This window comes from Actinoplanes sp. GCM10030250, from assembly GCF_042666575.1.
GTDB lineage: Bacteria > Actinomycetota > Actinomycetes > Mycobacteriales > Micromonosporaceae > Actinoplanes.
Map to the genome: position 1 here is coordinate 99,829 of NZ_JBHTDO010000005.1, position 24,425 is coordinate 124,253.

Below are 24,425 nucleotides of genomic sequence, written 5' to 3' on the forward strand. Positions count from 1 at the left end.
AAATCAGGTCGGTTCCCGGTTCCCCCAGAGAAGCGTCCCGAGAACCAGAACGAGCGCCACCGGCCACACCCGATGCGCGGTCGTCCACTCGCCCGCCCCCGGCACCGACCAGGGCGAGGCTCGGTCACTGAAGAACAGGCTGCCAACCAGCACCATCCCCTGCGCCACCGGTCCGAACAGCGCCCCCGAAGCGGTATCCCGATAACGCGCACCAATCGCCGCCACAGCCACCGGAAGCAGCCCACACACCGCCGCCTGCAGAACCACGAACCCGGCGCCCCCGACCGCCCCCGCCCCTATTCCCGCTCCCGCGACCAGCCCATCCCCGACCGCCTCCGGTCCCGCAATGTGCCGCGCCGCCATGTAGAGCAGTGCCCAGACGACCCCGGCCGGCAGCACAACCAGCCCGGTGCGAAGCCACTGCCGAACCCACCGCGGCACCGGCGTGATCACTGTGGACGCCATACCGTCCGGAAGCGCGAACGCCGCCGCCGCCCCCAGCACCCCCGCGGCCAGCCACAATCCCGTCAGAACGGCCCGCCCCGAAGGCTCCTCCGCAAGCAACGGAAGCTGCGCCAGGATCGCGAGCGATACCGCGCCGACAAGCGGCCACCAAGGAACCGCCCGCACCAGATGCGGAACCAGCAGCCAGCTCATCGGCAGACACCGGCATCCCGCAGCCCGGGGGCATCCGGCCCAGCGACGTCCGGCCCGGCGACGTCCGGCGTTGTGGGAATCGGCGGCGGGGTGATCGTCACGCCGAGGCCGGCCAGTGCGGTGCCCGACGGATCAAGCAGCTCATCCCAGTGCATAGCGAGGTAGCCGGCGACTTCCTCCCGAGGACGCCCCAGCAGATCACGAGCCGCCCGCACCTCGTCCGGCCCGTACCGGACCATCGGCAGTCGCAGGTCACCGCTCTCCAGACGCCGCCGCGCACTTTCCGGCCCGGCCTGGCCGATCAGCCACAACGCCACCACCGTGCGATGCTGGCCCGCGCCGTCGCAGCTGCCGACCAGAAATGCATCACGCCGGGTGAGCCCCACCGCGGCCGCCGCGTAGGCGCTGGTCATCTGCAACCGGGAACTCTCCGCCCAAGCACCGGTCCGTCCCCAGACAGTCGAAGTGATGATCTCCGGCTGGCCGGGCACCATCGGCACCATGTCGTCCATGCTCCCGAGCTGCCGCACCGCCGGCCGGGTCGCATCCGCCGGCAGCCGCGTCGCCACCGGCTCCACCGCCTTCCGCCACAGACCTGTCCATCCGGCGTAGTGGGGCAGCGCGCAGTACCGAACTTCCCGATACGTCCGGCAGTCCAGAACGGCGACGCCGGTGAGAGCCGCCTCATCCTCCGGGTGAACGGTCACTACCGTCCGCTGCACCTGCTGCTGCACCGCAGCCCCTGACAACATCACTGCCGGCACCACCACGAGCAGCGCGAACAACGGCCGACTCCGCCAAACGATCACAGCGATGATCGCCAGGAGCACGCCGCACAGGTAGGCGAGATGCCAACCCGTCGGCCGGTCGGCACCCACCTCCCACGGCACGTCCGGCACCGGCCACAACGCATCCGGGAAGTCCTTCGGATACGACGGGAGCGCGAGCAGGGAGAGCAGCATCGCGGCGAGGGCGACCACAGTGAGCGGTCCGGCCGCCGCACCGGGCAGAACGCGCCCCACCGCCACGCCGATGGCCGCCCCGATCGCCGGGATCACCACGACGGCCCCGGCCGCCCAGGGATCGAATCGTCCCACCGGCCAGGCCGGCATCAGGAGCAGCAGCTCAAGAAGGTAGGCCGCCGCACCGGTCACCCCGGAGACGGGCACCGCGACGAGCAGGGCGAGCCCGCGCCGCCCGGAACCGGCCGGCATGGTGCTGGTGCACTCCTCAGCGCCCGCTCGATGATCGCGGCCTGCGGCCAGATGGGTCGCCATCAGCATCGCGGCACCCAGCACCAGCGAACTCATTCCGGCGTTCTGATGGAAGGTGTCCCAGGTCGGCATCCGGGTCCAGGCCCAGACCACCCCGAGGGCGATCGCCAGCACCGTGCCGCCCCAGTAGAACGGGCTGTGCCACAACCGCCGGGCCTCCGCCCAGGCAAGTGCCCTGGTAGCGGCTGGGGCGGGCGGCTCCGGCCGCTCCACCCGATCAAGAACGGCAGTCATCGGACCGCCTCGTTCGCCGAACCGGATCCGACCACCGCGTTGCCGAGCAGCAGCAGATAACCGTCCTCGATGGACGGCTTCGCCGCCTCGGCGCCCTCCGGTTGCCGGCCGACCGTCCGGTAGAGCCCGTCCGCGTTCCGCCAGTACGCCGAGTTGCCCACCGGTGCGCTCTCGGAGAGCCACACCTGCCCGTCCGCGACTCCGGCAAGCGCACGCGGGGCACCCTCGAAGATCACCCGGCCGCCGTTCATCACCACGACCCGTTCACAGAGTGCGCCGACGTCCTCGGTCTGATGGGTGGAGAGCAGCACTGTCTTACGCTCTCCGAGCCGTGAGGTCAGAGCCCGGAACACCATCCGTTGCTCCGGATCAAGACCGACCGTCGGTTCGTCGAGAATCACCAGGGCGGGGTCTCCGAGCAGCGCCTGCGCGAGCCCCAGCCGCTGGCGCATCCCGCCGGAGAGCTTGCGCACCTTCGTCTTCGCCCGATCAGCGAGGTCGACCTCCTCGAGCACCCGGCGCACCTCGGCCCGTCGCAGCCGGGAGTCGGTCTGCTCCTTCAGAACCGCGACGTAGTCGAGCAGGTCATACGCCGTGAAGTTCGGGTACAGCCCGGGGTTCTGCGGTAGGTAGCCGATCCGCCGGCGCATGTCGGTCCGCTGCTCCGGCACCGCCGGATCGAGCCCGCCGACCCGGATCGATCCGGTGTCCGGCGCGAGAGCGGTGGCAAGGCACCGCAGCAGCGTGCTTTTCCCCGCGCCGTTGGGCCCGAGCAGACCTGTCACACCGGCTCCGATCTCCAGGTCCACGGAGTCGAGCGCGGTCGTCGCTCCATACCGTTTTGCCAGCCCGCGAACGGTGACCGTGGTCATCGACTCTCCCCCAGGTCGAAGCGGCGACGCCGCAGGATCAGAACGGCGGCGGCTGCCAGCGCCGCCATCAGATAGGCCAGTTGTGCCCCCGGGCCGAACAGGACCGGCACGAACGCCTCCTGGCGGCTCAGCGCGACGCCGAGCACACCGGTCAGCCACAGGCCGCCGAGGACTCCGGCGGCGGCCGGCAACGACAGAACCGTGGCCAGGGCCAGGGTCCCGGTGCAGAGCAGAAGGGCGGGTAGCAGCCAGGCCGCAGCGAACCACCCCGGCCCGGGCAGCAGCACGCCCGCGATCGCCGCCATCGCCGTCGCGATCCCGATCACCGAGACCGCCCGCCACAGCACCAGCGACGGGCCGGCGGCCGGAGTGGTGCCGGTGATCTCATGCATCGGGTCGGCGGGCGGCCCATAGGCCCCGGAGACGGCGACCACCGGGAGGATCGGGGCCAGCACCAGGAACGACGCGCTCACCACGCCGGCACCGGTCCGGCCGAGCCAGGCGGCGGCGACTGCCAGGCCCAGCACGGCGGCTGTCGCGACCAGCCACGACCAGCGCAGGGCCGGGGTGGCGGTGAGGATCCGGATCCGGTGCTCGGGCAGGCCGACCCGGGTCAGGACCCGCTGGACGAGGGTGAGCCGGGGAGCGTGGATCGTGTCGAACACGACCTCCCAGTTGCCGGTCACCCAGGTGATGTCGATCGGCACCAGTGAGCGGCACGAACCGCAGGCCAGCATGTGCGCCTCGACTGCCAGCAACCGGCTGGGTGCGAGGTCGCCCCGCTCATATTGCTCGACGAGCGTGGAGTCGATGTGCCAGTCGGTCATGCCAGCAGCTCCCTCAACCTGATCCGCGCCCGCATCAGGCGGGTCTTGGCGGTGCCCTCCGGAATGCCGAAGAGTTTGGCGGCCTCACGCACGGTCAGGCCGTCGAGTGCGGTCGCCTCGATCAGACTGCGCAGCTCGGGGGAGAGCCGGTCGAGAGCCGGGCCCAGGGCGCCGTGCTCCACACCGAGCAGCACGAGCTCCTCGGCGGACGGTGTGGTGGCGATGTCGGGGATCTCGTCGGCGGAGCCGCTCAGCCAGCGGTGGGCCGGGCCTCGCAGCGCCGAGACGAGCCGGCGGACGGCAATGGTCCAGATCCAGGCCGCGGGATCGGCGGCCGTCTCACCGTACGAAATGGCATCCCGCCAGACCGCGACGAACGTGTCCTGGATCGCGGCATCGACCACGTCGGGGTCGGCACAGCGCCGACGCAGCCTGGCGCGCAGCCAGGCCGCGTGGCGGTGGTGCAGCAGGCGCAGTGCCGCGGTGTCCCCGGCGGCGACAGCGTGCAGCAGCTGGATGTCGCTGCTCTGCTCGCTGACCGGGATCACCGGCGGCTGAATTCTCCGTCGCACATCTGGACTATCGCCGACGGGCCCGGATTCGGTTCACGAAAAACGGCGCCGCCCGGAGGCAGCGCCGTTCTCGATGTGGCGGGAGGTCAGCTGAGACCGCCGCGCTCGGTGCCCTTGACGATCGGAGCCCGCACCAGGTTGCCCCACTCCGTCCACGACCCGTCATAGTTGCGGACCTGCGGATATCCCAGCAGGTGACGCAGCACGAACCAGGTGTGGCTGGACCGCTCACCGATCCGGCAGTAGGCGATGATGTCGTCCGCCGACTCCAGCCCCAGCTCGTCCTGATAGATCTTGACGAGATCATCGTGTGGCTTGAACGTGCCGTCCTCGTTGGCCGCCGACTTCCACGGCTTGCTGGCCGCACCCGGGATGTGACCGCCACGCAGCGCGCCCTCCTGCGGGTACGCCTCCATGTGCGTCAACTCACCCGTGTACTCCTGCGGCGACCGGACGTCCACCAGCGGCCGCCCGCTGGCGATGTGCCCCATCACCTGGTCACGGAAGGCCCGGATCTCGGCGTCGTTGCGCACCGGCACCGGATAGTCAGCGGCCGGTCGCGCAGTCTTCTCCCTGGTCAGCGGACGCCCCTCGGCCGCCCACTTCTGCCGGCCACCGTCGAGCAGCCGCACGTCATGGTGACCGAAAAGGCTGAAGACCCAGAGCGCGTACGCCGCCCACCAGTTGAAGTTGTCGCCGTAGAACACGATCGTGTCGTCACGGCCGATGCCCTTGGCCGCACACAGTGCCGCGAAATCGGCCGGGTCCAGATAGTCACGGGTCGTCTGGTCGTTGAGCTCGAGGTGCCAGTCGACCTTGACCGCACCAGGGATGTGGCCGGTGTCGTAGAGCAGCACGTCCTCGTCCGACTCGACCACGACCAGGCCTGGCGTGTCCAGGTTCGCGGCGAGCCACTCGGTGGTGACCAGTTTGTCAGGGTGCGCATACGCCTGAAGCGCCTGCGCCGGATCGTTCGGAACGGACATGCCTGTCACGCTAGCTCTTTCCGGCACGGGATTAAGCGGATGCTTTCGTCGTACCCGGTCCCTAGGCTCGTGGACGTGCTGCTTCGAATGTCCAGCTTGCTGCTCAAGACACTTCGCGAGGAGCCGGCGGACGCTGAGGTGCCGAGTCACCGGCTCCTTCTGCGCGCCGGCTTCGTCCGCCGCGCCGCGCCGGGTGGTTACACCTGGCTGCCGCTCGGGAAACTGGTGCTCGACCGGGTCACCGATGTGATCCGGCAGGAGATGGTGTCCGCCGGCGGTCAGGAGATCTCCTTCCCCTCGCTCCTGCCGCGCGAGCCCTACGACGTCACCGGCCGCTGGACGGAGTATGGGGAGGACATCTTCACGCTCCAGGACCGGCGGGGCGCCGACCATCTGCTGGCGCCGACGCACGAGGAGATGTTCACCCTGCTCGTGCAGGACATGACCGCTTCCTATCGAGACTTTCCGCTGCTGCTGTTCCAGATCCAGACGAAGTTCCGCGACGAGGCCCGGGTGCGTGGCGGCCTGCTGCGCGGCCGCGAGTTCCTGATGAAGGACGCTTACTCCTTCGATCTTTCCGAGACCGATCAAATTCGGGCGTACGGGCTAATGCGCACCGCCTATCAGCGAGTCTTCGAGCGGCTGGGCCTGGAGCACACGATCGTGTCCGCGGTGTCGGGTGCCATGGGCGGCTCCGCCTCCGAGGAGTTCCTGGCCGCCGCCGAGGTGGGTGAGGACACTTTCGTCGGCTGCACCGCCTGCGACTACGCGGCCAACACCGAGGCCGTCGTCACGCCCGCACCGGAGGACCGGCCGGTGGACGCGCCCGCTCTGGAGGTGCACGACACCCCCGGCACGCCGACCATCGCCTCCCTGGTGGAGCTCGCCAACGATCGGGCGCTCGGCGGGCGTACTGACTGGTCAGCAGCGGACACGCTGAAGAACGTCGTGGTGACCGTGCACCACCCCGGCGGCACTGACGAGGTGCTCGCCATCGGTGTGCCCGGCGACCGCGAGGTCGACCTCAAGCGCCTGAACGCGGGTCTGGCCCCGGCCACCGCCACCCTCTTCGACGACTTCGCGTCCCGGCCCGACCTGGTCAAGGGCTACATCGGCCCGCAGGGCATCAAGGTCCGCTATCTCGCCGACCCCCGGGTGGCCCCCGGCACCGCGTGGCTGACCGGCGCCAACGAACCGGGCCGGCACGCCACGAACGTCGTTGCCGGGCGCGATTTCACCCCCGACGGGCCGATCGAGGCCGCCGAGGTGCGCGCCGGTGACCCCTGCCCGACCTGCGGCTCCGGGTCCCTGACCATCCGCCGGGGTATCGAGATCGGACACATCTTCCAGCTCGGCCGCCGCTATACGAACGCCTTCGCGGTTGATGTCCTCGGCGCCGACGGCAAACCGTTGCGGCCGACGATGGGCAGCTACGGCATCGGAGTCTCACGGGCCGTCGCGGCGATCGCCGAGCAGCATCACGACGACCGCGGGCTGATCTGGCCGAATTCGGTCGCGCCGGCGGACGTGCACATCGTCGCGGCCGGCCGCGACGGCCAGGTCGAGGCAGCACTCACCCTGGGCGCGGTCCTCTCCCGGGCCGGGGTGCGGGTCCTCGTCGACGACCGGCCGAACGTCTCGGCCGGGGTCAAATTCACCGATGCCGAGCTGATCGGCATCCCACGGTCCGTGGTGGTCGGCCGCCGTCTGTCCGAGGGGTACGCCGAACTGCGCGACCGCCGCACGGGAAGCCGGGAGGAAGTGCCCCTTGTGGACATCGCGGGTGTAATCAGGGCGGAGCTAGGGTAATCATGTCGTCACGCCGGCGGAGAGGCAGCAATGGCATGGTGAGGCTGGTCGCGGACGCGATGACCCGTCGGGTGATCTACCTGCCGGAGGACACACCGCTCGACGAGGCGGCCCAGGTCATGCGTGACCAGGGCATCGGCGACGTGGTGGTGACACGGGGCCCGACCATGGCCGGGCTGGTGACCGACCGCGACATCGTGGTCCGCGCGCTCGCCGAGGGCCTGCCACCGGCCACGACCACTCTGGGCGCGATCGCCAGCCGCGAACTCATCATGATCGAGCAGAGCGCAACCGTCAGCGAGTCGGTCAACGCCATGCGCGACCGCGGCGTCCGCCGTCTCCTGGTCTGCGACGCCGATCGCAAGGTGGTCGGCATCATCAGCCTCAGCGACCTCGCACTGCTCCCCCACTCCGCCGCCGCCTGACCCACCCGCTCGCGCCCCAGCCAGCCGGCCCCCGCGCCCGCGCACGGCCAGGCTGCTCACGATCAGCGCGCTCGAACCCCAGCGCCACTCAACGCCAGCGGCCGCTCAGCGTCAGCCCGCTCAGGGCCAGCCGCTCAGGGCCAGCCGCTCAGGGCCAGCCGCTCAGGGCCAGCCGCTCAGGGCCAGCCGCTCAGGGCAGCCCGCTCAGGGCCAGCCCGCTCAGCGCATTGTCCAAAACAGGCACCGTAGCTGCAGACGTTGAGGTTGTGTGCGCGTTGACCCACGCCGGGGGCACCACCAGCGCACACGCAACCTCAACGTGTGCAGCTACCCACGCTGGCTTGACGCACAGGCGGCGGACGGATGGCGGGGGCTTGACGGTCGGGGTGGCGACGTAGGGTCGGAGCCGTGAGTGAGATGCCGCCGAAGCTGGCCGAGATCGTCGACGAGTTCGCCTCCGCGCCGCGTGAGCTGGTGCTCGAGATGCTGCTGGAGTTCGCCGACGCGGTGCCGCCGCTCCCGGCCGACCTGGCCGGCCACGAGGGTATGGAGCAGGTTCCGGAGTGCCAGACCCAGTTCTTCCTCAAGGCCGTCGTGCAGCCCGATCGCACGGTGGTCACCCACTTCGACTGCCCACCGGAGGCGCCCACCACACGGGCGTTCGCCGGGATCCTCGCCGAAGGGCTGTCCGAGGCGAGCGCGGAGCAGATTCTCGGCGTACCCGATGATCTTTATGCTCGAATGGGGTTGGCGCAGGCGATCAGCCCGCTGCGGATGCGCGGCGGCACGGCGATCCTGGGCCGGTTGAAGCGCCAGGTCGCGGAGCAGTCGATGTCGTCCAAGGCGGAGTGACGTGGACATCCAGGCCTGGTCCGATGTCGTCTGCCCCTGGTGCTACCTCGGCAAGCGCCGGCTGGAGAAGGCCCTGAAAGGGCTCGACGCCACCGTCACCTATCGGGCCTATCAGCTGGACCCGTCCCCGGTCCCCGAACCGCTGCCGATCAAGCAGGTGATGGCCGCGAAGTTCGGCGGACCGGAGCGAGCCGAGCAGATGTTCGCCCAGGTGACCGCGATCGCCGCAGCCGACGGCCTGACGCTGGACTTCGATCGTGCGATCGCCGCGAACACCTTCACGGCACACCGCCTGATCACCTGGGCCGCCACCCAGGAGCGGCAGGCCGACATGCTGGACGCTCTCCAGCGAGCCCACTTCGCCGGCGGCGTGGACATCGGTTCAGTGCCGGCCCTGGCGGCGGTGGCGGGATCGATCGGGATGAACGAGGCCGTCGCGCTCGCCTATCTCGAATCCGACGCGGGCACCAGCGCCGTCAACACCGACGTGAACGAGGCCCGGGAACTCGGGATCACGAGCGTGCCGACCTTCGTCGTCGACGGCAAATACGCGATCCAGGGCGCCCAGGAGCCGGCCACCCTGCGCACCGCATTCGAGGAGATAGCCCGCCGCGAGGCAGTCGAAGCCAGCCCGTGAGCGAGCCCGCCGAAGCCAGCCGGTGAACAAGCCCGCCGAAGCGAGCCCGTTAGAAGCGAGCCCGCAAACCCGCCCTCGAGCCGGGATGTGAAACCTGTCGATGTCGTTCCACGTGAAACAACATCGATGACCATCACGACACTTCGCGCGCAAGACCTTCGATGACCTCGGCCCCCGGCAGCGCACCGAGCGCCGGCCCCGCAATAGCGATCTTGCTGTGCCGAACCCCGGATCCGATGATCACGTGCGGGGTGGCGGCCACCCGCGAGTCCACCAGGATCGGCCACGATGGCGGGAGACCGATCGGGGTGATTCCGCCGTACTCCATCTCGGTCAGCGCCACCGCCTCGTCCATCGGCGCGAAGCTCGCCTTGCGCACGTCCAGGTGACGCCGCACCAGACCGTTGACATCGGCACGCGTCGTGGCCAGCACGACGCAGGCCGCGTACTTGGTGACATCACCGCGGCGGCCGGCCACGATCACACAGTTCGCCGACTCGGCGAGGCGCACCCCGTACGCCTCACAGAAAGCCGCGGTGTCGGCCAGCCCCGGATCGATCGGCGCCACCAGCACCTGGTCGGCATCGATCGGCGCCTCGGCCGGCCAGACCGCCAGGGCCTTGGCGACAGGCGGAGCGAGCAGATCCAGGCGGGACTGGGCGGATTCGGTCTCGAGGCTTCCCATCATGTCCGTCATCCTCGCCCAATCCGTGGATCACGGCACACCGGGGCACCCGGTTACGCTGGGCGGGTGAGCGGTGCCACCGATCCGTACCTGCGCGAGCTCGTCCTGCTGCGACGGGTCCGCGACCGGATCGACCGTGACTACGCGCAGCCGCTCGACGTCGAGGCGCTCGCGCGCAGCGTCCATCTCTCGGCCGGTCACCTCAGCCGTAAGTTCCGGGCCGCGTTCGGCGAATCGCCGTACAGCTATCTGATGACCCGCCGCATCGAGCGGGCGATGACCCTGCTGCGCCGCGGCGACCTGTCGGTGACCGAGGTCTGCTTCGCCGTCGGGTGCTCGTCGCTGGGCACCTTCAGCACCCGATTCTCCGAGCTGGTCGGCATCTCACCGAGCGCCTACCGGCGACTGGCCGCCGACGAGGCGCAGGGCCTGCCCGGGTGCGTCGTCAAACAGGTCATGCGACCGATCAGGAATCGAGAAGTGACCCCGTCCCGCCGGATTTAGCATCGTCGTCATGACCGTCACGATTCACTCGACATTCCTGCCCGCCGACGACCCGGAGAAATCGCTCGCTTTCTACCGGGACGCTTTGGGTTTCGAGGTCCGGGCCGATGTGGGTTACGGGACCATGCGCTGGATCACCGTCGGGCCGGTGGGCCAGCCGCAGACCTCCCTCGTGCTCCATCCGCCGGCCGCCGACCCCGGCATCACCGACGCCGAGCGCCGGACGATCGCCGAGCTGATGGCGAAGGGCAGTTACGCGTCGATCGTTCTCGGCAGCTCGAACCTCGCGGAGACGTTCGAGCAGCTGCAGGCCAGCGGCGCGGAGGTGGTCCAGGAGCCCGCCGACCAGCCGTACGGTGTGCGTGACTGCGCCTTCCGCGACCCGGCCGGGAACATGGTCCGGATCAACCAGCTGACCTGATCCACAACGCTAAATTCTCAGGTCGGCCGCGATCATGCCGACCGTAAGAGTCTGTGGAGGATCGTCGGAGAGCGCGCATCGGGACCGTCAGCGGTCTCGCCCTGCTGACCGGTGCCACGGCGCTGGTCGCCGTCGGCGGCGGTCACCATTCGGTTTTCGCAACCCTGCTGCTCGGGTTGCTCGCGGCGGTCATGGCGCACGCTCTCGTCATCGAGATCCAGCGCCAGGCCCGCCGCCGGTCCCAGGTCGTCTGGGTCCGGCACGACACCGTCAACACGGTGCTGCTGTCCAGCTGGTCGCTGGGTGCCACGGCCCTGGTGCCTTTCGCCTCACGCCCGGTCCAGCTCCTCGGCCTGTTGCTGGCCGTCGGTTACGCCGCCGCCTGCGCCTACTTCGTCGTGGAGCGCCGCCGCGCCGTCTCGGCCCCGGTGCTGCCGGCACCGTCACCACCGGCCGAATCGCCGACACCCCGGCCCGTGGTCCCGGACTCCGCCTCCGCCACCTGAGGCGAAGAAGGCGGCTGCGAACGAGGCGGCTGCGGATGCGAGTGGTGCCCCACGTGCGAGGCGCCCTCACCGTCGGCGAGGGTGGGCAGAACCACCATCAGCGGCGGCACCGGCACCCCGCTGGTCTCGATCGGCAGCTCCGGAACGGGCAGCCAGTCCACCCCCAGCGGCTCCGGCCCGAACCCGTCGTCACGCCCGGCCCGCGGCTCCCCGTCGGCCACCGACACCGCGAAGACCGATGTCATCCCTGTCGGGTACGGCATCTCCAGCACGTGGCGAGCGTCGCTGACCACCAGCCCGGTCTCCTCGAAAACCTCACGCCGCACCGCTTCCTCGGCCGTCTCGCCGGGCCGTAGCCCGCCACCCGGCAGAGTCCACCACTCGCCGCCACCGAATCGCCGGCTGCGCTCGTGCACCATCAGCACACGGCCGTCCCGCACGATCACGGCGGCGGCCCGTCTTCGTTCGCTCACGAGTCGCAGGCTAACCGCCACACCTGTGATGTGCGTGGTGCAGTCATTCCTTTGTGGATGACATCCGACACTGAAGAACGGGCATATACGTCCCTACACCTTCGGAACGGTGACCAGCAAATACGTCCGTCCGGTGACCAGTTCCCGGGTCAGTGCGACACCGGATCGCGCCGCCAGGAAGGCCAGCGCCGGTCCAGTGGGTTGCGTCACTGCCGTACCGCCGATCACACCCGCCGCCCGCATCTCCGGCAGGTAGTCCCCCGGTCGCAGGCCGCCCCACCGATCCGGCTGCCGGAAGTCGTAGTCCAGGTCGAGATCACCGTCGCGGACCACCAGCAGCCGCCCACCGCCCTCAGCCTCTCCCCGGTACGCCAGCACCACCCCACCCTCGGAAAGTGGACTGACGGCCTTCTGAGTGACCCCGAGCGACCCGTTGTCCTCGACGATCAACGACCAACCGCCGATCCGCGCCACACCGATGAAGTACCGCCCGGGTCCGCCCCGCTCGCCGTCACCGCCGGCCACCAGCCGCAGCCACTCGACCCGTTCCAGCTCTTCGCCGCCGAGCCGCCCGGCCACCTCGCTCGGGATCAGCCCCTGAACCAGGGTGAAGCAGAAGCCGGCACCGAGCGCGGCCTCCCGCACCGGCCAGAGCAGGTCCCCCGGCGACGGCGCGGTACTCGGCGCGGGCACAGGCACAGGCACGTCGCCCCGGGGCGAGGCGCACCCGGCCAGACCGGCCAGCACGAGCACAAGGGCGGAGCGGCGTTTCACCAGGCCAGTAGATCAAAGGCCACGCGAATACAAAAAAGCCCCCGAGACCGGGGGCTTGAGAATTGTGGAGCCCAGGGGACTTGAACCCCTAACCCCCGCCTTGCAAAGGCGGTGCTCTGCCAGTTGAGCTAGGGCCCCTCGACCAACCTCAGCGAAGGTCGGGAGCAGTCGTCGCCTCGTGCCACAGCGCGCGCTCGTCGCTCGACGCCTTGACCCTCTTCACGACCAGGGCAGCAGTGCCCACAACAGCCGCAACAATCAGAAGCTTCTTGAACATCGAATCCCCAAACCAACACCGAAGGGCAGGGCAAGCGAAACAAGCGAGCCAGCCAACCGGAGCCAGCCGACCCAAGCCGCAACCAACACGCCCAGCGCAACCAACCGACCGAAGCGCGACCGACTCGCCCAAGCGCAACCCATAGATCGCGGGGTTTCCGGGGGCTCGGCCCCCGGAGTCAGCATGACGAGCGCCCAGGTCCGCGCTTTCCGCGGACAAGGTAGTCGCCAGCTCGTGGGGCTAGCTGGAATCGAACCAGCGACCTCAGAGTTATCAGCTCTGCGCTCTAACCGACTGAGCTATAGCCCCCTCAACTGCGAAGAGAACGTTACCGCATCGGGCTGCGAGCCTCCAATTCGGGGTGGGCTCGCAACCCGATGCTTCGCGTCAGTCGCGCTCGGCGAGCGTGAGCTCGATGCCACCGACCAGGTCGGCGCAAACGTTGTAGATGAACGCACCGAGAGTGGCCAATGCGGTGAAGAGCACCACGTTGACCGCACCGATCAGCATCGACGTGCCGATCACGCCCCAGGCCGTCACCTGGAACGGGGTGCTGGAGCCGGTCTCGGGCCCGCCGCTGGCGGTCACCAGGTCCTTGAGGCTGGTGTTGACCGAGCTCCAGACGCCCATCGTGTCGAGGGCCAGGTAGAGCACGGAGGTGGCCACGACGACCACGATGAAGAGCACGATCGACACGGCGAACGAGAACTTCATCACCGACCAGGGGTCGATCCGCTTGAGGTTGAGCCGGGCCCGGCGGGGGCCGCGCGCGGCGGCCGAGGTGACCGTCGAGCGGGCCGACCGGACCGCTTCGGACACCCGTGCGGCGCCGACCGCGGCCGCGCCGCTGGCCGTCGTCGAGCCGGGGGTCCGCTGCTTGGCCGCGGGTGATGTCGCGGTCGCCGAGGCCGGCGCGGGGCGCGGTGGCGTGCTCGGGGTCGCGGGGGGTGTTCCCGTCCCGGGCCGTGCACCCTGCGTTCCGGGTGCGGCGCCCTTGCCCTTGGTGACCACGGGCACGGAGGCCGAGCCCTTCACCACCGATGGCCCGCCCGGACGCTTCGCCTCGGCCGCACCGTCGGTGCCGGCGGCCGGCTCACTCGGCGGGGCAGGCATGCCCGGTGCGCGGGTGAACTTCGGCGGGGACGGGGCATCGGCGGGGACAGCGGCGCGCCCTGAGGATTCGCGTCCGGTCGATGCGGCGCCATCTTTCTTGGCCGCATCGTCCGGAGTCGCTGAGGTCCCCGGGCCCCCCGACTTCGCCTGTGTCTCCGGCATCAACTAGTCCTGTTCGTCAGGCTCGTCGGCATTGCGAGCAAGCGCCACGATGGTTACACCTTCTGGGAGGTCCATCAGCTTGACCCCCATTGTGTTCCGATCCCGTGTGCGCCGTACAGGCTTCACGGGAGTCCGGATGACACCACCATTGCTGGTGATGGCAAACAGTTCATCCTCCGGGCTGATCACCAGAGCGCCGACAAGTCCACCACGACGTTCAGTGATCTTGGCGGTCAGTACCCCCTTGCCACCCCGGCCCTGCACCGGATACTCCTCGATCGGCGTGCGCTTCGCATACCCACCGTTGGTGGCGACCAACACATCGAGGCCCTCGCGGACCACTTCCATCGCCAGGAGCTCGTCGTTGTCGCCGAAGCGCATGCCGATGACGCCGGAGGTGGCACGCCCCATCGGACGCAACGCGTCGTCCGTTGCGTTGAACCGGATGGCCTGGGCTTTCTTGGACACCAGCAAGAGGTCGTCCTCAGGAGCCACCAGCGCCGCGCCCACCAACTCGTCATCCTCCCGCAGGTTGATGGCGATGATGCCACCGCTGCGGTTGGAGTCAAATTCCTCCAGGCGCGTCTTCTTCACGAGCCCATTCTTGGTTGCGAGCACAAGGTGGGGCGCGACCTGGTAATTCGGGATCTGGATGACCTGCGCGATGTGCTCGTCCGGCTGGAAGGCGAGCAGGTTGGCGACGTGCTGGCCCTTGGCGATCCGGCTCGCCTCCGGGAACTCGTACGCCTTGGCCCGGTAGACCCGCCCCTTGTTCGTGAAGAACAGGACCCAGTCGTGGGTGGAGATGACGAAGAAGTGCGACACGATGTCGTCCTGGCGCAGTGTCGCCCCGCTCACGCCCTTGCCGCCGCGCCTCTGCGACCGGTACATATCGGTCTTCGTGCGCTTGGCATAACCGGTACGTGTGATGGTCACCACAACGTCTTCCCGAGCGATGAGGTCCTCCATGGACACTTCACCATCAAATGGGATGATCTGGGTGCGCCGGTCGTCGCCGAACTTCTGGACGATCTCGCCGAGCTCCTCCGAGACGATCGCCCGCTGCCGCTCCGGCTTCGCGAGGATGTCCTTGAGATCGGCGATCTCCACCTCGATCCTGACGAGCTCGTCAACGATCCGCTGCCGCTCCAGGGCGGCCAGGCGGCGCAGCTGCATGTCGAGGATGGCGGTCGCCTGAACCTCGTCGACGTCGAGCAGCTGCATCAGGCCCTGACGCGAGTCCTCCACCGTCGGCGAGCGCCGGATCAGGGCGATGACCTCGTCGAGCATGTCCAGCGCCTTGCCGAGACCGCGCAGGATGTGCGCCCGCTCCTCGGCCTTGCGCAGGCGGAACGCGGTCCGCCGGCGGATGACCTCGATCTGGTGCTCGACGTAGTACCGGATGAACTGGGCCAGGTTCAGCGTGCGCGGCACACCGTCGACCAGGGCCAGCATGTTGGCGCCGAACGTCTCCTGCAGCTGGGTGTGCTTGTAGAGGTTGTTCAACACCACCTTGGCGACCGCGTCGCGCTTCAGGACCAGGATCAACCGCATTCCGGTACGACCGGACGACTCGTCCCGGATGTCCGCGATGCCGGTGAGCTTGCCTTCCTTGACCAGCTCGGCGACCCGCTCGGCGAGGTTGTCCGGGTTCACCTGGTACGGCAGCTCGGTCACCACGAGACACGGCCGGCCCCGGGAGTCCTCTTCGACCTCGACCACCGCGCGCATCCGGATCGAGCCACGCCCGGTCCGGTACGCGTCCTGGATCGCCTGCTGTCCGACGATCAGGCCCCTGGTCGGGAAGTCCGGTCCCTTGACGAACTCGAGCAGCGCCTCGAGCGTGGTGGCCTCGTCGACTCCGGGGTTGTCCAGGCACCACTGCACGGCCGCGGCGACTTCGCGCAGGTTGTGCGGCGGAATCTTGGTCGCCATGCCGACCGCGATGCCTTCGGACCCGTTGACCAGCAGGTTCGGGAACCGGGCCGGCAGGATCGTCGGCTCCTTGGTCCGGCCGTCGTAGTTGTCCTGCATGTCGACGGTGTCCTCGTCGATGTCCCGCAGCATCTCCATCGCGAGCGGGGACAGCTTCGCCTCGGTGTACCGCATGGCGGCCGCCGGGTCGTTGCCCGGTGATCCGAAGTTGCCGTTGCCGTCGATCAGCCGGTACCGCAGGGACCAGGGCTGACCCATCCGCACCAGGGCGTCGTAGATCGACGAGTCGCCGTGCGGGTGGTAGTTGCCCATCACGTCGCCGACGACGCGGGCGCACTTGACGTAGCCGCGGTCCGGGCGGAACCCGGCGTCGTACATCGCGTAGAGGATCTTGCGGTGCACGGGCTTGAGGCCGTCACGGACGTCGGGCAGCGCGCGCCCCACGATGACGCTCATCGCATAGTCGAGGTACGACCGCTGCATCTCGACCTCGAGGCCGACCGGCTCGACGCGCTGGGTCACACCGCCGCCGGCATCAGCCGGGGTCTCGTCGCCGTCCGGGGGCTCGGGAGTGTCAGTCACTTTTAACCCTTACTCAAGGTGAAACCAGACAAGTACGGCCAAAGCTCGTGTATCGCTGTGGATAACGTTGTGGAAAGCAGGGGCACGCTGTGGATACGGCGTAACCCGAAATTCAGATGTCCAAGAAGCGGACGTCTTTGGCGTTGCGCTGGATGAACGACCGCCGCGCCTCCACGTCCTCACCCATCAGCACGCTGAACAGCTCGTCGGCGACCGCGGCGTCGTCGAGCGTCACCTGGCGCAGCGTCCGGGTGTCCGGGTTCATCGTGGTGTCCCAGAGCTCCTGGAAGTTCATCTCGCCGAGGCCCTTGAACCGCTGGATGTCGTCCGGCTTGGCGTTCGCCTTCTTCTGCTGCCGCAGCGCGATCAGGCCGTCCCGCTCGCGGTCGGAGTACGCGTACTGGGCGTCGTCGCCGCGCTTGTTCCACTTGATCTTGTAGAGCGGCGGCGAGGCCAGATAGACGTGACCGTGCTCGACCAGCGGCCGCACGAAGCGGAACAGCAGGGTGAGAAGCAGCGTCTGGATGTGCTGGCCGTCGACGTCGGCGTCGGCCATCAGGATGATCTTGTGGTAGCGCAGCTTGGAGAGGTCGAACTCGTCGTGGATGCCGGTGCCCATCGCCGTGATCAGCGCCTGGACCTCGTTGTTCTTCAGCACCCGGTCGATCCGGGCCTTCTCCACGTTGAGGATCTTGCCGCGGATCGGCAGGATCGCCTGGATCCGGCTCTCCCGGCCGGACTTGGCCGAACCGCCGGCCGAGTCGCCCTCGACGATGAACAGCTCGGTCTCGCGCGGGTCGGTGGACTGGCAGTCGGCCAGCTTGCCCGGCATCGAGCCGGACTCCAGCAGCGACTTGCGCCGGGCCAGCTTGCGCGCCTGTTGCGCGGCGATCCGGGCGCGGGCGGCCTGGTCCGCCTTCGTGATGATGAGCTTCGCGTCGGTCGGGTTGCGGTCGAACCAGTCGGCGAGCTGCTCGTTGCAGACCTTCTGCACGAAGCTCTTCATGTCCGTGTTGCCGAGCTTCGTCTTGGTCTGGCCCTCGAACTGCGGGTTTGCCAGGGTCACCGAGATGATCGCGGCGAGGCCCTCACGAATGTCCTCACCGGACAGCTTCTGGTCGGCCTTGAGGAACTTCTTCTCGACGCCGTACTTGTTGACGATCGTCGTCAGCGCGGCACGGAAGCCCTCCTCGTGGGTACCGCCCTCGTGCGTGTTGATGCGGTTCGCGAAGGTGTAGACCGATTCACCGTACGACTCGTTCCACTGCATCGCGATCTCGACGGCCATGCCCTCGTCGTGCGCGTCGGCACCGAACTCGATCACCGTCTTGTGGATCGCGCTCTTGGTGGCGTTGAGGTGCCGCACGAAGTCCGCGATGCCGCCCGCGTACATGAAGCTGATCTTGCGGGTCTCGCCGTTCTCATCCAGCTGATCGGGCCGGTCGTCGGTGAAGTTGATCGTGAGACCGCGGTTCAGGAAGGCCATCTCCTGAAGCCGGCGGTAGATGGTCTGGAAGTCGAACTCGACCGTCTCGAAGATCGTCGGGTCCGGCCAGAACTGCACCGTCGAGCCGGTCTTGTCGGTGGCCTCGCCCTTGATCAGTTCTTCGGGCTTGGCGAGGTTGTACTTCTGCCGCCACACGTTGCCGGACTTGTGGATCTCCACGAACATCCGGCTGGAGAGCGCGTTGACCACCGAGACGCCGACGCCGTGCAGACCGCCGGAGACCTTGTAGGCCTGGCCGTCGAACTTGCCGCCCGCGTGCAGCACGGTCAGCGCCACCTCGACGCCCGGCTTCTGCAGCGTGGGGTGCAGGTCGACCGGGAAACCACGGCCGTTGTCGGTGACCGAGACCCCGCCGTCGGCCAGCAGGATCACGTCGATGGTGTCGCAGTAGCCGGCCAGAGCCTCGTCGACCGCGTTGTCCACAACCTCCCAGACCAGGTGGTGCAGACCGCGCTCACCGGTGGAACCGATGTACATACCGGGACGCTTGCGGACCGCCTCGAGGCCTTCGAGCACGGTGATGGACTCGGCACCGTACTCCTGCTTGTTCTCTGACACCCTCGGCCACTTTCTCGCGCCGGGCCGGGAAGGCCCCGCGGCGGGGTTGGCGGGCAACAGACAGCGCCCGGGCACGCGTCAGGGACCAGAGATGACGCCGCGGAAAGGAGGCGGACCACCGGTGGAACCGTGCGCGCCGGTCGCCGCGGACAGCCCGCGGATCGTGATCGGCTGGAAAAACCGCATAGCGTGACGATGGTGGCTGCCCGCCACCGCCAGGCACAGTTTTCCCGGTCGCTGTCGATTCTACTCCGCCGAGGCGAGTTGGCGAGGGTCCGGCACCCCTTCCGGGTGCCTGAGAGTCCCGTAGCGCGATTTGAGCCGCTACCCACGTGTTCCCCTACACGGAACCAACCCTCACCGCAACAACAAGTGATGCGGCTGTTTCGACGGCCGGGCGCGCCTGCCGGGCCGGACCGGCACACACTGCGACACTGCTCGACAACCGCCCGCACCGGTGTCGTAACCTCGCGCGCGGGCCGGTGTTGGCCGGAAGTCATGTGGCGGAGTCGCATCGTTACCGCCACGGATGAGGCCTGTGAGGCAGGTCGAGAAGGGGTGGCCCCGATGGCGCACGACAAGGGCCTGGACAACGTGGCGGTGCACTGGCCGCGGACGAATCAGTACTACGACCCGGTGGCACCTGCCGAGTTCGTCGACTTCGGAGCGATCGCCGACCGCCCCGAGATCGCCGCACCGACCGGGGCGTTGGCGCTGCACATTGCCAAGACTGGCACTGTGCGCGCGACCGCGTACACCGAACTGGTCGATCTCCTGCTGGGTCTGGAGGGTGTCCTCTACGCCACCGACGCGGCCGCCGAGGACGAGGATCCGGTGATCGACCCGGACGGCTGCGCGTGGATCGCCGGCGGCCTGGAACGCTTCGTCGAGGGCCACGACAATTTCGGCGACCTGGTCACCTTCGAGACCGTCGCCGAGGTCATGCGCTCGGCAATCGCCGGTGGCCGCCTCGCTGACCAGCAACTTCGCTGGCTCGACCACCGTCTCGCCGCCCTCCGCGACGACGCCGGCAACGCACCGCACTGGAGCTTCGCGCGCACCGAACTCGCCGTCCTGGCCGGCTTCTACCGCCGCTGCGCCGAACGCGGCTTCGCCATCTTCGCCGACTACTAGACCACCCCGAGCGCCTCTCACGGCCGTTATCCACAGCCTCAACCCTTTTTTCGTACGACCGACGCAGAGCTCTCGAGGGTCGCCCGGCGGCCACCTGCCACGCAAGACCGCAGGCGGCCGCCGGCTCATGAGCCGGGTCGGCCTTACCGGGTCGATGCTGTGACCAGGTCGAACATCGCGCAGGTCGGCGACCTGCCGGGGGTCAGTGTTGCCGGGGTTGCCGGAAGAGCCAGGTGAGGCCGGCGACCACCATGAGCAGCACGATGCCGGAACCGGTCCAGAAGATCGTGGTGCGTTCGGTGGAGACGCGCTCGGCACGTGCCGTGGAGGCCGGTGTCGGTGTCAGCAGTTCGTTGCCGCTGCACAGGGAGGTCTCGCCGGCCACCGCGTACACCCGGTACCGGCCGCCCTCGTCGAAGCGATATCCACAGGACGCCTCATTGTCCGATGTGGTCAGCGACACTTCGGTGGACGCGTCGCCCTTGATCACGGACTCGACGCCGAAGACCACACGGTTCACGCCTTTCGACTCCCGCACCGCTTCGGCGACGCCGACGAAGGCGAGCTCCGCCTCATCAAGGCCGGTGTTCGCCGCGCAGGAACAGGCCCACGCGGGACTGGCAGCCACCGGTAACGGGGCCAGCACGAACAGCAACAGAATCAGAAAGCGCCGGACGATCATGCTGGTAAGACGTCGCGGAAACGATTTTGGTTTCAGCCGTAGGTATCGCGAGGTCCCCGGCCCTGCACCCGCCGGGGCCCGCGGCTCCAGGACGGTGCGGCCGGCCCGTGGATGTTGAGGCGGGTGACCACGTTGTGGCCCACCTCCGCCGCGATCTTCCTCAACAGGGTGGCGGCCAGCAGGCGCAGCTGGGTGGCCCAGGCGGTGGACTCGGCCTCGACGGTCAGGACCCCGCCGTCGAGCTTCACCGGGCGGCTGTGCGCGGCGATGTCCGGCCCGACCACCTTCTCCCACGAGCCGAAGACGGTGGCCTCGGCCTTCGGCTTCTCCCAGCCGCGGGCCTTCATCAGGCGGTCCAGCATCGTGCCGAAGAGCTGGGGATCGCGCGGGTCCGGCCCGGGGCCGGAGTAACCACGGAGGCGCTTCTCACCGCTGCCGCTCCCGGTGCGGCGCCGCGGATTGCGCGCCGCCTCCCGGCGCCGGGCCAGAGCGGCGTCCAGAACGGCGCGGGCGAGCTCCGGCCCGGCCAGGTTGTCCCCACCCTGTGGATTACCGGCTGCGCCTGAAGAGGGATTACCGGCTCCTCCCGGAGAGGGATCACCGGCTGCCCCCGGAGAGGGACCACCGGTTTCACCCTGAGAGGCCGCCGCAGCGCCGGAACTGCCCGGACCCACCCCTGAACCCAGCTGCGGATCTCCTGAGGCGCTGACGGGGCGCTGAGAGCCCTCGGATGATCGACCCCGGCCGGATCCGGACCGCTTACGTTCCTCAGACACGCTCGATCGCCCCCGTGGTCACGTCGTAGCGGACGCCGCGCAGCGCCGCGGGCACATCCTCGGGAACCGCACAGGTCACCAGCAGCTGGGCGGCGTCGGACACCAGGGCGGCGAGCCGATCCCGCCGGCCCGAGTCGAGTTCGGCGAAGACGTCGTCGAGGACCAGCACCGGCTCGATGCCGTCCGAGCGCAGCAGGTCATAGGCGGCCAGCCGCAGCGCCAGCGCGAACGACCAGGACTCACCGTGGCTCGCGTACCCCTTGACGGGCAGGTCGCCGAGAATCAGCGACAGGTCGTCACGGTGCGGGCCGACCAGGGTGACACCGCGCTCGATCTCGGCGGTCCGGCGCTCCTCCAGGGACGCCAGCAGCGCCGCCTCCAGCGCGGGCCGGTCAGCCACCAGCGCGTCGCCGAGCCGCGACGCGTACGTGATGGCAGCCGAGGCCCGTCCCGCGGCGACGGCGTCATAGGCTTTGGTCAGGTGCGGGCCGAGGGCGCCGGCGAGCTCGATGCGGCCGGCCAGCAGCTCGGCACCGTGGTGCGCCAGGTGCTGGTCCCACACGGCGAGCGTCGACAGGTCCTGCCCTCGCGAGCCGCCGACCTTGCGGGTCAGATACGCCGTACGCAGGAGGGCGTTGCGCTGCTTCACCACCCGGTCGTAGTCGGCGCGCACCCCGGCGAACCGCGGCTGGCGGGCCACCAGGAGATCGTCGAGGTAACGCCGCCGCTCGGACGGATCGCCCCGGACCAGCTCGAGGTCCTCGGGGGCGAAGAGCACCATCCGCAGCGCGCCGAGCACCTCCCGCGGCCGGCGCACCGGCGAGCGGTTGAGCCGCGCCCGATTCGCCCGGCCGGGTACGATTTCAAGCTCGACGAGCAGTTCGCGGCCATCGTGGACGATCGCGCACCGGATCACTGCCGAGGTCGCGCCGGCCCGGACGAGCGGGGCGTCGGTGGCCACCCGGTGACTGTCCAGAGTGGCCACGTAACCCAGTGCCTCGATGAGATTGGTCTTGCCCATGCCGTTCTGGCCGACCAGCACGGACACGCCGGGTTCGAGATCCACGGCCACCCGCTCATAGGAACGGAAGTCGCTGAGCTCGACCCGGCGTACGTGCATCGGTGTCAGCGCTTGACGGCGTGGCCGCCGAACTGCTGACGCAGCGCGGCAACGGCCTTCATGGCCGGCGAGTCGTCCTGGCGGGACTGGAAACGTGCGAACAGCGAGGCGGCGATGACATGGGCCGGCACGGCGAGGCGCACAGCCTCGTCGACCGTCCAGCGGCCCTCACCGGTGTCGTCGGCGTAACCCTTCAGAGCCGACAGGTCCGGATCCTCGTCGAGAGCCCGGTCCAGCAGGTCGAGCAGCCACGACTTGACGACGCTGCCCTCCCGCCAGCTCTTGATCACACCGGGCACGTCGTTGATGTACTCCGAGGCCTTGAGGATCTCGTAGCCCTCGGCATAGGCGTGCATCAACCCGTACTCGATGCCGTTGTGCACCATCTTCGCGTAGTGACCGGCACCGTGCGTGCCGGCGTGGGCGTAGCCGAACTCACCGGCCGGCTTGAGCGCCTCGAAGATCGGTTTGCAGTGCTCCACCGACTCGGTTTCGCCGCCGACCATCAGCGCGTAGCCGTTGGTCTTGCCCCACACGCCGCCGGAGACGCCGACGTCGAGATATTTGATGCCCTTGGTGGCCAGGCGCTCGGCACGCGGGGCGTCGTCGGTGAACTTGGAGTTCCCGCCGTCGATGATGATGTCGCCGGCTTCCAGCACCTCGGCGAGCTGGTCGATGGTGTCCTCGGTGATCTTGCCCGACGGCACCATGGTCCAGACCACCCGCGGCGCGGCCAGCTTCTCGGCCAACTCGGCCAAGCTGGCGGCGTCGCTTACATCCAGGTTCTGGTCGAATCCGACGACTTCATGCCCCGCAGCACGCAGTCGTTCCCGCATGTTGCCACCCATTCGGCCGAGACCGATCAGGCCGAGTTGCATGGTGATCTCCCTAGATGAGCGGTTGTTTCAAGCTCAGTATCAGCGAGTTACCCGGATCGGCATGATCAGATAGCGGTAACCCGGGATGATTTCGCCGCTTTCATCGGCGGGGGAGATCACAGCGGGCTTGAACGCGTCGACGAACGCGAGCATCGCCGTCGGCGCGCCCAGGTTCTGCAGGCCATCGATCAGGTACTGCGGGTTGAAGCCGATGGTCAGCGACTCACCGGTGAAGGTGGCCTCCATGGCCTCACTGGCGCGTGCCTCCTCGGTCGTCCCCGCCTCGACCACCAGGCCGTCCTCGCTGAAGCTCAGCAGGACCGGAGTGGTCCGCTCGGCAACGAGGGCGACCCGGCGCACCACCTCGACCAGGGCGGCGACGGAAACCCGTGCCTCGGCGTTGTGCGCGGCCGGGAAGAGCGAGCGCACCGGCGGGTAGTTGGCGCCGTCCAGCAGGCGGCTGGTGGTCCGCCGGGTCCCGCCGGCGAAGCCGATCATGCCCTCGCCTGCGCTGCCCTGCGCCAGGGCGATGGTGACCGAGCCACCGAGCGGGCCGAGGGCCTTGGCGGTGTCGTTCAGCGTCTTCGCCGGCACCAGCGCGTTCAGGCTGATGTCGGGGTCGTCCGGGGTCCACTCGATCTCGCGCATCGCCAGCCGGTAACGGTCGGTCGCGAGCATGGCCATCGTCGAACCGTTCAGTTCGAGCCGGACACCCGTCATCATCGGCAGCGTCTCGTCACGGCCGGCCGCGATGGCAACCTGCGACACCGCGGAGGCGAAGACGGCGGCCTCGACTGTGCCGGCGCTGGAGGGCATCTCCGGAAGGGTGGGGTAGTCCTCCACCGGCATCGTCGGGAGCGTGAAGCGCGCGCTGCCGCAGACCAGCTCCAGATGCGCACCGACCGCGGCGATGTCCACCGGCTTGCCGGGCAGCGCCTTGGTGATCTCGGCCAGCAGGCGCCCGGAGACCAGTGCCGCACCGTCGGCGTCGGCCTGAACCTCGACGCTCACCTGGCTCGAGACCTCGTAGTCGAAGCCGGAGACCTGCAACCGTCCGTCCGTGACTCGCAGCAGGACACCGGCGAGAACCGGCACCGACGGCCGGCTGGGCAGGCTCTTGGCTGTCCAGGCCACGGCGTCGGCAAGGGCGTCTCGCTCCACCCGGAACTTCATGCTGTCCTCCGCGATGCTGT

26 protein-coding genes and 2 tRNA genes are annotated in these 24,425 nt (G+C 69.0%); 8 read left to right on the forward strand and 20 right to left on the reverse strand.

Features of this window, described 5'->3' with window-relative positions; translation table 11 throughout:
* Positions 1 to 3: 3 nt before the first annotated feature.
* From ACFQV6_RS09825 to ACFQV6_RS09850, 6 genes are all read right to left on the reverse strand, one after another.
* The gene (locus ACFQV6_RS09825; RefSeq protein ID WP_378027062.1) at positions 4 to 657 is read right to left on the reverse strand and encodes a hypothetical protein; all 654 of its coding nucleotides are present in this window, start codon (positions 655 to 657) and stop codon (positions 4 to 6) included.
* Positions 654 to 2,165 carry a hypothetical protein gene (locus ACFQV6_RS09830; RefSeq protein ID WP_378027063.1) on the reverse strand — a complete coding sequence of 504 codons (1,512 nt, stop codon included), beginning with the start codon at positions 2,163 to 2,165 and terminating at the stop codon, positions 654 to 656. The genes ACFQV6_RS09825 and ACFQV6_RS09830 overlap by 4 nt, the downstream gene beginning before the upstream one ends.
* Positions 2,162 to 3,037, reverse strand: coding sequence for an ABC transporter ATP-binding protein (locus tag ACFQV6_RS09835; protein WP_378027064.1), 876 nt, complete (start codon positions 3,035 to 3,037; stop codon positions 2,162 to 2,164). Before ACFQV6_RS09835 ends, ACFQV6_RS09830 begins: the two co-directional genes overlap by 4 nt.
* On the reverse strand, positions 3,034 to 3,864 hold the full coding sequence (locus ACFQV6_RS09840; protein ID WP_378027065.1) for a zf-HC2 domain-containing protein: 831 nt from the start codon (positions 3,862 to 3,864) through the stop codon (positions 3,034 to 3,036). The genes ACFQV6_RS09835 and ACFQV6_RS09840 overlap by 4 nt, the downstream gene beginning before the upstream one ends.
* Complete coding sequence (locus ACFQV6_RS09845; RefSeq protein ID WP_378027066.1) at positions 3,861 to 4,436, reverse strand: RNA polymerase sigma factor; 576 nt, start codon at positions 4,434 to 4,436, stop codon at positions 3,861 to 3,863. Before ACFQV6_RS09845 ends, ACFQV6_RS09840 begins: the two co-directional genes overlap by 4 nt.
* An 86-nt stretch (positions 4,437 to 4,522) precedes the next feature.
* Positions 4,523 to 5,422 (reverse strand): sulfurtransferase, encoded by a 900-nt coding sequence (locus ACFQV6_RS09850; RefSeq protein WP_378027067.1) that lies wholly within the window; start codon positions 5,420 to 5,422, stop codon positions 4,523 to 4,525.
* A gap of 75 nt (positions 5,423 to 5,497) precedes the next feature.
* On the opposite strand from ACFQV6_RS09850, the gene ACFQV6_RS09855 reads away from it, so the two are divergent.
* The 4 genes from ACFQV6_RS09855 to ACFQV6_RS09870 all read left to right on the forward strand — a co-directional run bounded on the left by ACFQV6_RS09855 (position 5,498) and on the right by ACFQV6_RS09870 (position 9,145).
* Positions 5,498 to 7,231: a proline--tRNA ligase gene (locus ACFQV6_RS09855; protein ID WP_378027068.1), complete on the forward strand. Its 1,734-nt coding sequence runs from the start codon at positions 5,498 to 5,500 to the stop codon at positions 7,229 to 7,231.
* Positions 7,232 to 7,266: 35 nt separating this feature from the next.
* Positions 7,267 to 7,656: a CBS domain-containing protein gene (locus ACFQV6_RS09860; RefSeq protein ID WP_378027069.1), complete on the forward strand. Its 390-nt coding sequence runs from the start codon at positions 7,267 to 7,269 to the stop codon at positions 7,654 to 7,656.
* A 408-nt stretch (positions 7,657 to 8,064) separates the two neighbouring features.
* Positions 8,065 to 8,508, forward strand: coding sequence for a SufE family protein (locus ACFQV6_RS09865; RefSeq protein ID WP_378027070.1), 444 nt, complete (start codon positions 8,065 to 8,067; stop codon positions 8,506 to 8,508).
* A gap of 1 nt (position 8,509) precedes the next feature.
* Positions 8,510 to 9,145 (forward strand): DsbA family oxidoreductase, encoded by a 636-nt coding sequence (locus tag ACFQV6_RS09870; protein ID WP_378027071.1) that lies wholly within the window; start codon positions 8,510 to 8,512, stop codon positions 9,143 to 9,145.
* Positions 9,146 to 9,278: 133 nt separating this feature from the next.
* Here the strand turns inward: ACFQV6_RS09870 and ACFQV6_RS09875 are convergent, their stop codons facing one another.
* Positions 9,279 to 9,830, reverse strand: a complete 552-nt coding sequence (locus ACFQV6_RS09875) for a YbaK/EbsC family protein (RefSeq protein WP_378027242.1) — start codon at positions 9,828 to 9,830, stop codon at positions 9,279 to 9,281.
* A gap of 66 nt (positions 9,831 to 9,896) precedes the next feature.
* Between ACFQV6_RS09875 and ACFQV6_RS09880 the strand changes: the two genes are divergently transcribed.
* The 3 genes from ACFQV6_RS09880 to ACFQV6_RS09890 are packed head-to-tail and all read left to right on the forward strand — an operon-like array spanning position 9,897 to position 11,261.
* Positions 9,897 to 10,334 (forward strand): helix-turn-helix transcriptional regulator, encoded by a 438-nt coding sequence (locus ACFQV6_RS09880; RefSeq protein WP_378027072.1) that lies wholly within the window; start codon positions 9,897 to 9,899, stop codon positions 10,332 to 10,334.
* Positions 10,335 to 10,344: 10 nt separating this feature from the next.
* Positions 10,345 to 10,755 (forward strand): VOC family protein, encoded by a 411-nt coding sequence (locus tag ACFQV6_RS09885; protein WP_378027073.1) that lies wholly within the window; start codon positions 10,345 to 10,347, stop codon positions 10,753 to 10,755.
* Positions 10,756 to 10,808: 53 nt separating this feature from the next.
* Positions 10,809 to 11,261, forward strand: a complete 453-nt coding sequence (locus ACFQV6_RS09890; RefSeq protein ID WP_378027074.1) for a hypothetical protein — start codon at positions 10,809 to 10,811, stop codon at positions 11,259 to 11,261.
* On the opposite strand, the gene ACFQV6_RS09895 is transcribed toward ACFQV6_RS09890, so the two are convergent.
* From ACFQV6_RS09895 to gyrB, 8 genes are all read right to left on the reverse strand, one after another.
* Positions 11,144 to 11,734, reverse strand: coding sequence for an NUDIX domain-containing protein (locus tag ACFQV6_RS09895; RefSeq protein WP_378027075.1), 591 nt, complete (start codon positions 11,732 to 11,734; stop codon positions 11,144 to 11,146). The two genes, ACFQV6_RS09890 and ACFQV6_RS09895, sit on opposite strands and share 118 nt — an antisense overlap.
* Positions 11,735 to 11,827: 93 nt before the next feature.
* Positions 11,828 to 12,508 carry a DUF6461 domain-containing protein gene (locus ACFQV6_RS09900; protein WP_378027076.1) on the reverse strand — a complete coding sequence of 227 codons (681 nt, stop codon included), beginning with the start codon at positions 12,506 to 12,508 and terminating at the stop codon, positions 11,828 to 11,830.
* 65 nt (positions 12,509 to 12,573) lie between these two features.
* A tRNA-Ala gene (locus tag ACFQV6_RS09905) sits at positions 12,574 to 12,646 on the reverse strand.
* A gap of 10 nt (positions 12,647 to 12,656) precedes the next feature.
* Positions 12,657 to 12,785: a DLW-39 family protein gene (locus ACFQV6_RS09910; RefSeq protein WP_378027077.1), complete on the reverse strand. Its 129-nt coding sequence runs from the start codon at positions 12,783 to 12,785 to the stop codon at positions 12,657 to 12,659.
* A 235-nt stretch (positions 12,786 to 13,020) separates the two neighbouring features.
* Positions 13,021 to 13,094, reverse strand: a tRNA-Ile gene (locus ACFQV6_RS09915).
* Positions 13,095 to 13,172: 78 nt separating this feature from the next.
* The gene (locus tag ACFQV6_RS09920; RefSeq protein ID WP_378027078.1) at positions 13,173 to 14,060 is read right to left on the reverse strand and encodes a DUF3566 domain-containing protein; all 888 of its coding nucleotides are present in this window, start codon (positions 14,058 to 14,060) and stop codon (positions 13,173 to 13,175) included.
* Between the two features lie 3 nt (positions 14,061 to 14,063).
* Positions 14,064 to 16,577, reverse strand: a complete 2,514-nt coding sequence (gene gyrA / locus ACFQV6_RS09925; protein ID WP_378027079.1) for a DNA gyrase subunit A — start codon at positions 16,575 to 16,577, stop codon at positions 14,064 to 14,066.
* A 112-nt stretch (positions 16,578 to 16,689) separates the two neighbouring features.
* Complete coding sequence (gene gyrB, locus ACFQV6_RS09930; RefSeq protein ID WP_378027080.1) at positions 16,690 to 18,642, reverse strand: DNA topoisomerase (ATP-hydrolyzing) subunit B; 1,953 nt, start codon at positions 18,640 to 18,642, stop codon at positions 16,690 to 16,692.
* Positions 18,643 to 19,209: 567 nt separating this feature from the next.
* Between gyrB and ACFQV6_RS09935 the strand changes: the two genes are divergently transcribed.
* Positions 19,210 to 19,776: a hypothetical protein gene (locus ACFQV6_RS09935; protein WP_378027081.1), complete on the forward strand. Its 567-nt coding sequence runs from the start codon at positions 19,210 to 19,212 to the stop codon at positions 19,774 to 19,776.
* 202 nt (positions 19,777 to 19,978) lie between these two features.
* Here the strand turns inward: ACFQV6_RS09935 and ACFQV6_RS09940 are convergent, their stop codons facing one another.
* From ACFQV6_RS09940 to dnaN, 5 genes are all read right to left on the reverse strand, one after another.
* The gene (locus ACFQV6_RS09940; RefSeq protein ID WP_378027082.1) at positions 19,979 to 20,458 is read right to left on the reverse strand and encodes a hypothetical protein; all 480 of its coding nucleotides are present in this window, start codon (positions 20,456 to 20,458) and stop codon (positions 19,979 to 19,981) included.
* 32 nt (positions 20,459 to 20,490) lie between these two features.
* Positions 20,491 to 21,132: a DUF721 domain-containing protein gene (locus ACFQV6_RS09945; RefSeq protein WP_378027083.1), complete on the reverse strand. Its 642-nt coding sequence runs from the start codon at positions 21,130 to 21,132 to the stop codon at positions 20,491 to 20,493.
* A 94-nt stretch (positions 21,133 to 21,226) separates the two neighbouring features.
* The gene (gene recF / locus ACFQV6_RS09950; RefSeq protein ID WP_378027084.1) at positions 21,227 to 22,354 is read right to left on the reverse strand and encodes a DNA replication/repair protein RecF; all 1,128 of its coding nucleotides are present in this window, start codon (positions 22,352 to 22,354) and stop codon (positions 21,227 to 21,229) included.
* Positions 22,355 to 22,359: 5 nt separating this feature from the next.
* Positions 22,360 to 23,232, reverse strand: a complete 873-nt coding sequence (gene gnd / locus ACFQV6_RS09955; RefSeq protein WP_378027085.1) for a phosphogluconate dehydrogenase (NAD(+)-dependent, decarboxylating) — start codon at positions 23,230 to 23,232, stop codon at positions 22,360 to 22,362.
* A gap of 39 nt (positions 23,233 to 23,271) precedes the next feature.
* Complete coding sequence (gene dnaN, locus ACFQV6_RS09960) at positions 23,272 to 24,405, reverse strand: DNA polymerase III subunit beta (protein WP_378027086.1); 1,134 nt, start codon at positions 24,403 to 24,405, stop codon at positions 23,272 to 23,274.
* Between the last annotated feature and the right edge of the window lie 20 nt (positions 24,406 to 24,425).

What these genes read in the sequence shown, in the direction of transcription:
- ACFQV6_RS09825 (WP_378027062.1), bottom strand. Translation starts at nt 657, where the DNA reads ATGAGCTGGCTGCTGGTTCCGCATCTGGTGCGGGCGGTTCCTTGGTGG.
- ACFQV6_RS09830 (WP_378027063.1), bottom strand. Translation starts at nt 2,165, where the DNA reads ATGACTGCCGTTCTTGATCGGGTGGAGCGGCCGGAGCCGCCCGCCCCA.
- ACFQV6_RS09835 (WP_378027064.1), bottom strand. Translation starts at nt 3,037, where the DNA reads ATGACCACGGTCACCGTTCGCGGGCTGGCAAAACGGTATGGAGCGACG.
- ACFQV6_RS09840 (WP_378027065.1), bottom strand. Translation starts at nt 3,864, where the DNA reads ATGACCGACTGGCACATCGACTCCACGCTCGTCGAGCAATATGAGCGG.
- ACFQV6_RS09850 (WP_378027067.1), bottom strand. Translation starts at nt 5,422, where the DNA reads ATGTCCGTTCCGAACGATCCGGCGCAGGCGCTTCAGGCGTATGCGCAC.
- ACFQV6_RS09860 (WP_378027069.1), top strand. Translation starts at nt 7,267, where the DNA reads ATGGTGAGGCTGGTCGCGGACGCGATGACCCGTCGGGTGATCTACCTG.
- ACFQV6_RS09875 (WP_378027242.1), bottom strand. Translation starts at nt 9,830, where the DNA reads ATGGGAAGCCTCGAGACCGAATCCGCCCAGTCCCGCCTGGATCTGCTC.
- ACFQV6_RS09885 (WP_378027073.1), top strand. Translation starts at nt 10,345, where the DNA reads ATGACCGTCACGATTCACTCGACATTCCTGCCCGCCGACGACCCGGAG.
- ACFQV6_RS09910 (WP_378027077.1), bottom strand. Translation starts at nt 12,785, where the DNA reads ATGTTCAAGAAGCTTCTGATTGTTGCGGCTGTTGTGGGCACTGCTGCC.
- ACFQV6_RS09920 (WP_378027078.1), bottom strand. Translation starts at nt 14,060, where the DNA reads ATGCCGGAGACACAGGCGAAGTCGGGGGGCCCGGGGACCTCAGCGACT.
- ACFQV6_RS09935 (WP_378027081.1), top strand. Translation starts at nt 19,210, where the DNA reads ATGGCGCACGACAAGGGCCTGGACAACGTGGCGGTGCACTGGCCGCGG.
- ACFQV6_RS09940 (WP_378027082.1), bottom strand. Translation starts at nt 20,458, where the DNA reads ATGATCGTCCGGCGCTTTCTGATTCTGTTGCTGTTCGTGCTGGCCCCG.
- recF (WP_378027084.1), bottom strand. Translation starts at nt 22,354, where the DNA reads ATGCACGTACGCCGGGTCGAGCTCAGCGACTTCCGTTCCTATGAGCGG.
- gnd (WP_378027085.1), bottom strand. Translation starts at nt 23,232, where the DNA reads ATGCAACTCGGCCTGATCGGTCTCGGCCGAATGGGTGGCAACATGCGG.
- dnaN (WP_378027086.1), bottom strand. Translation starts at nt 24,405, where the DNA reads ATGAAGTTCCGGGTGGAGCGAGACGCCCTTGCCGACGCCGTGGCCTGG.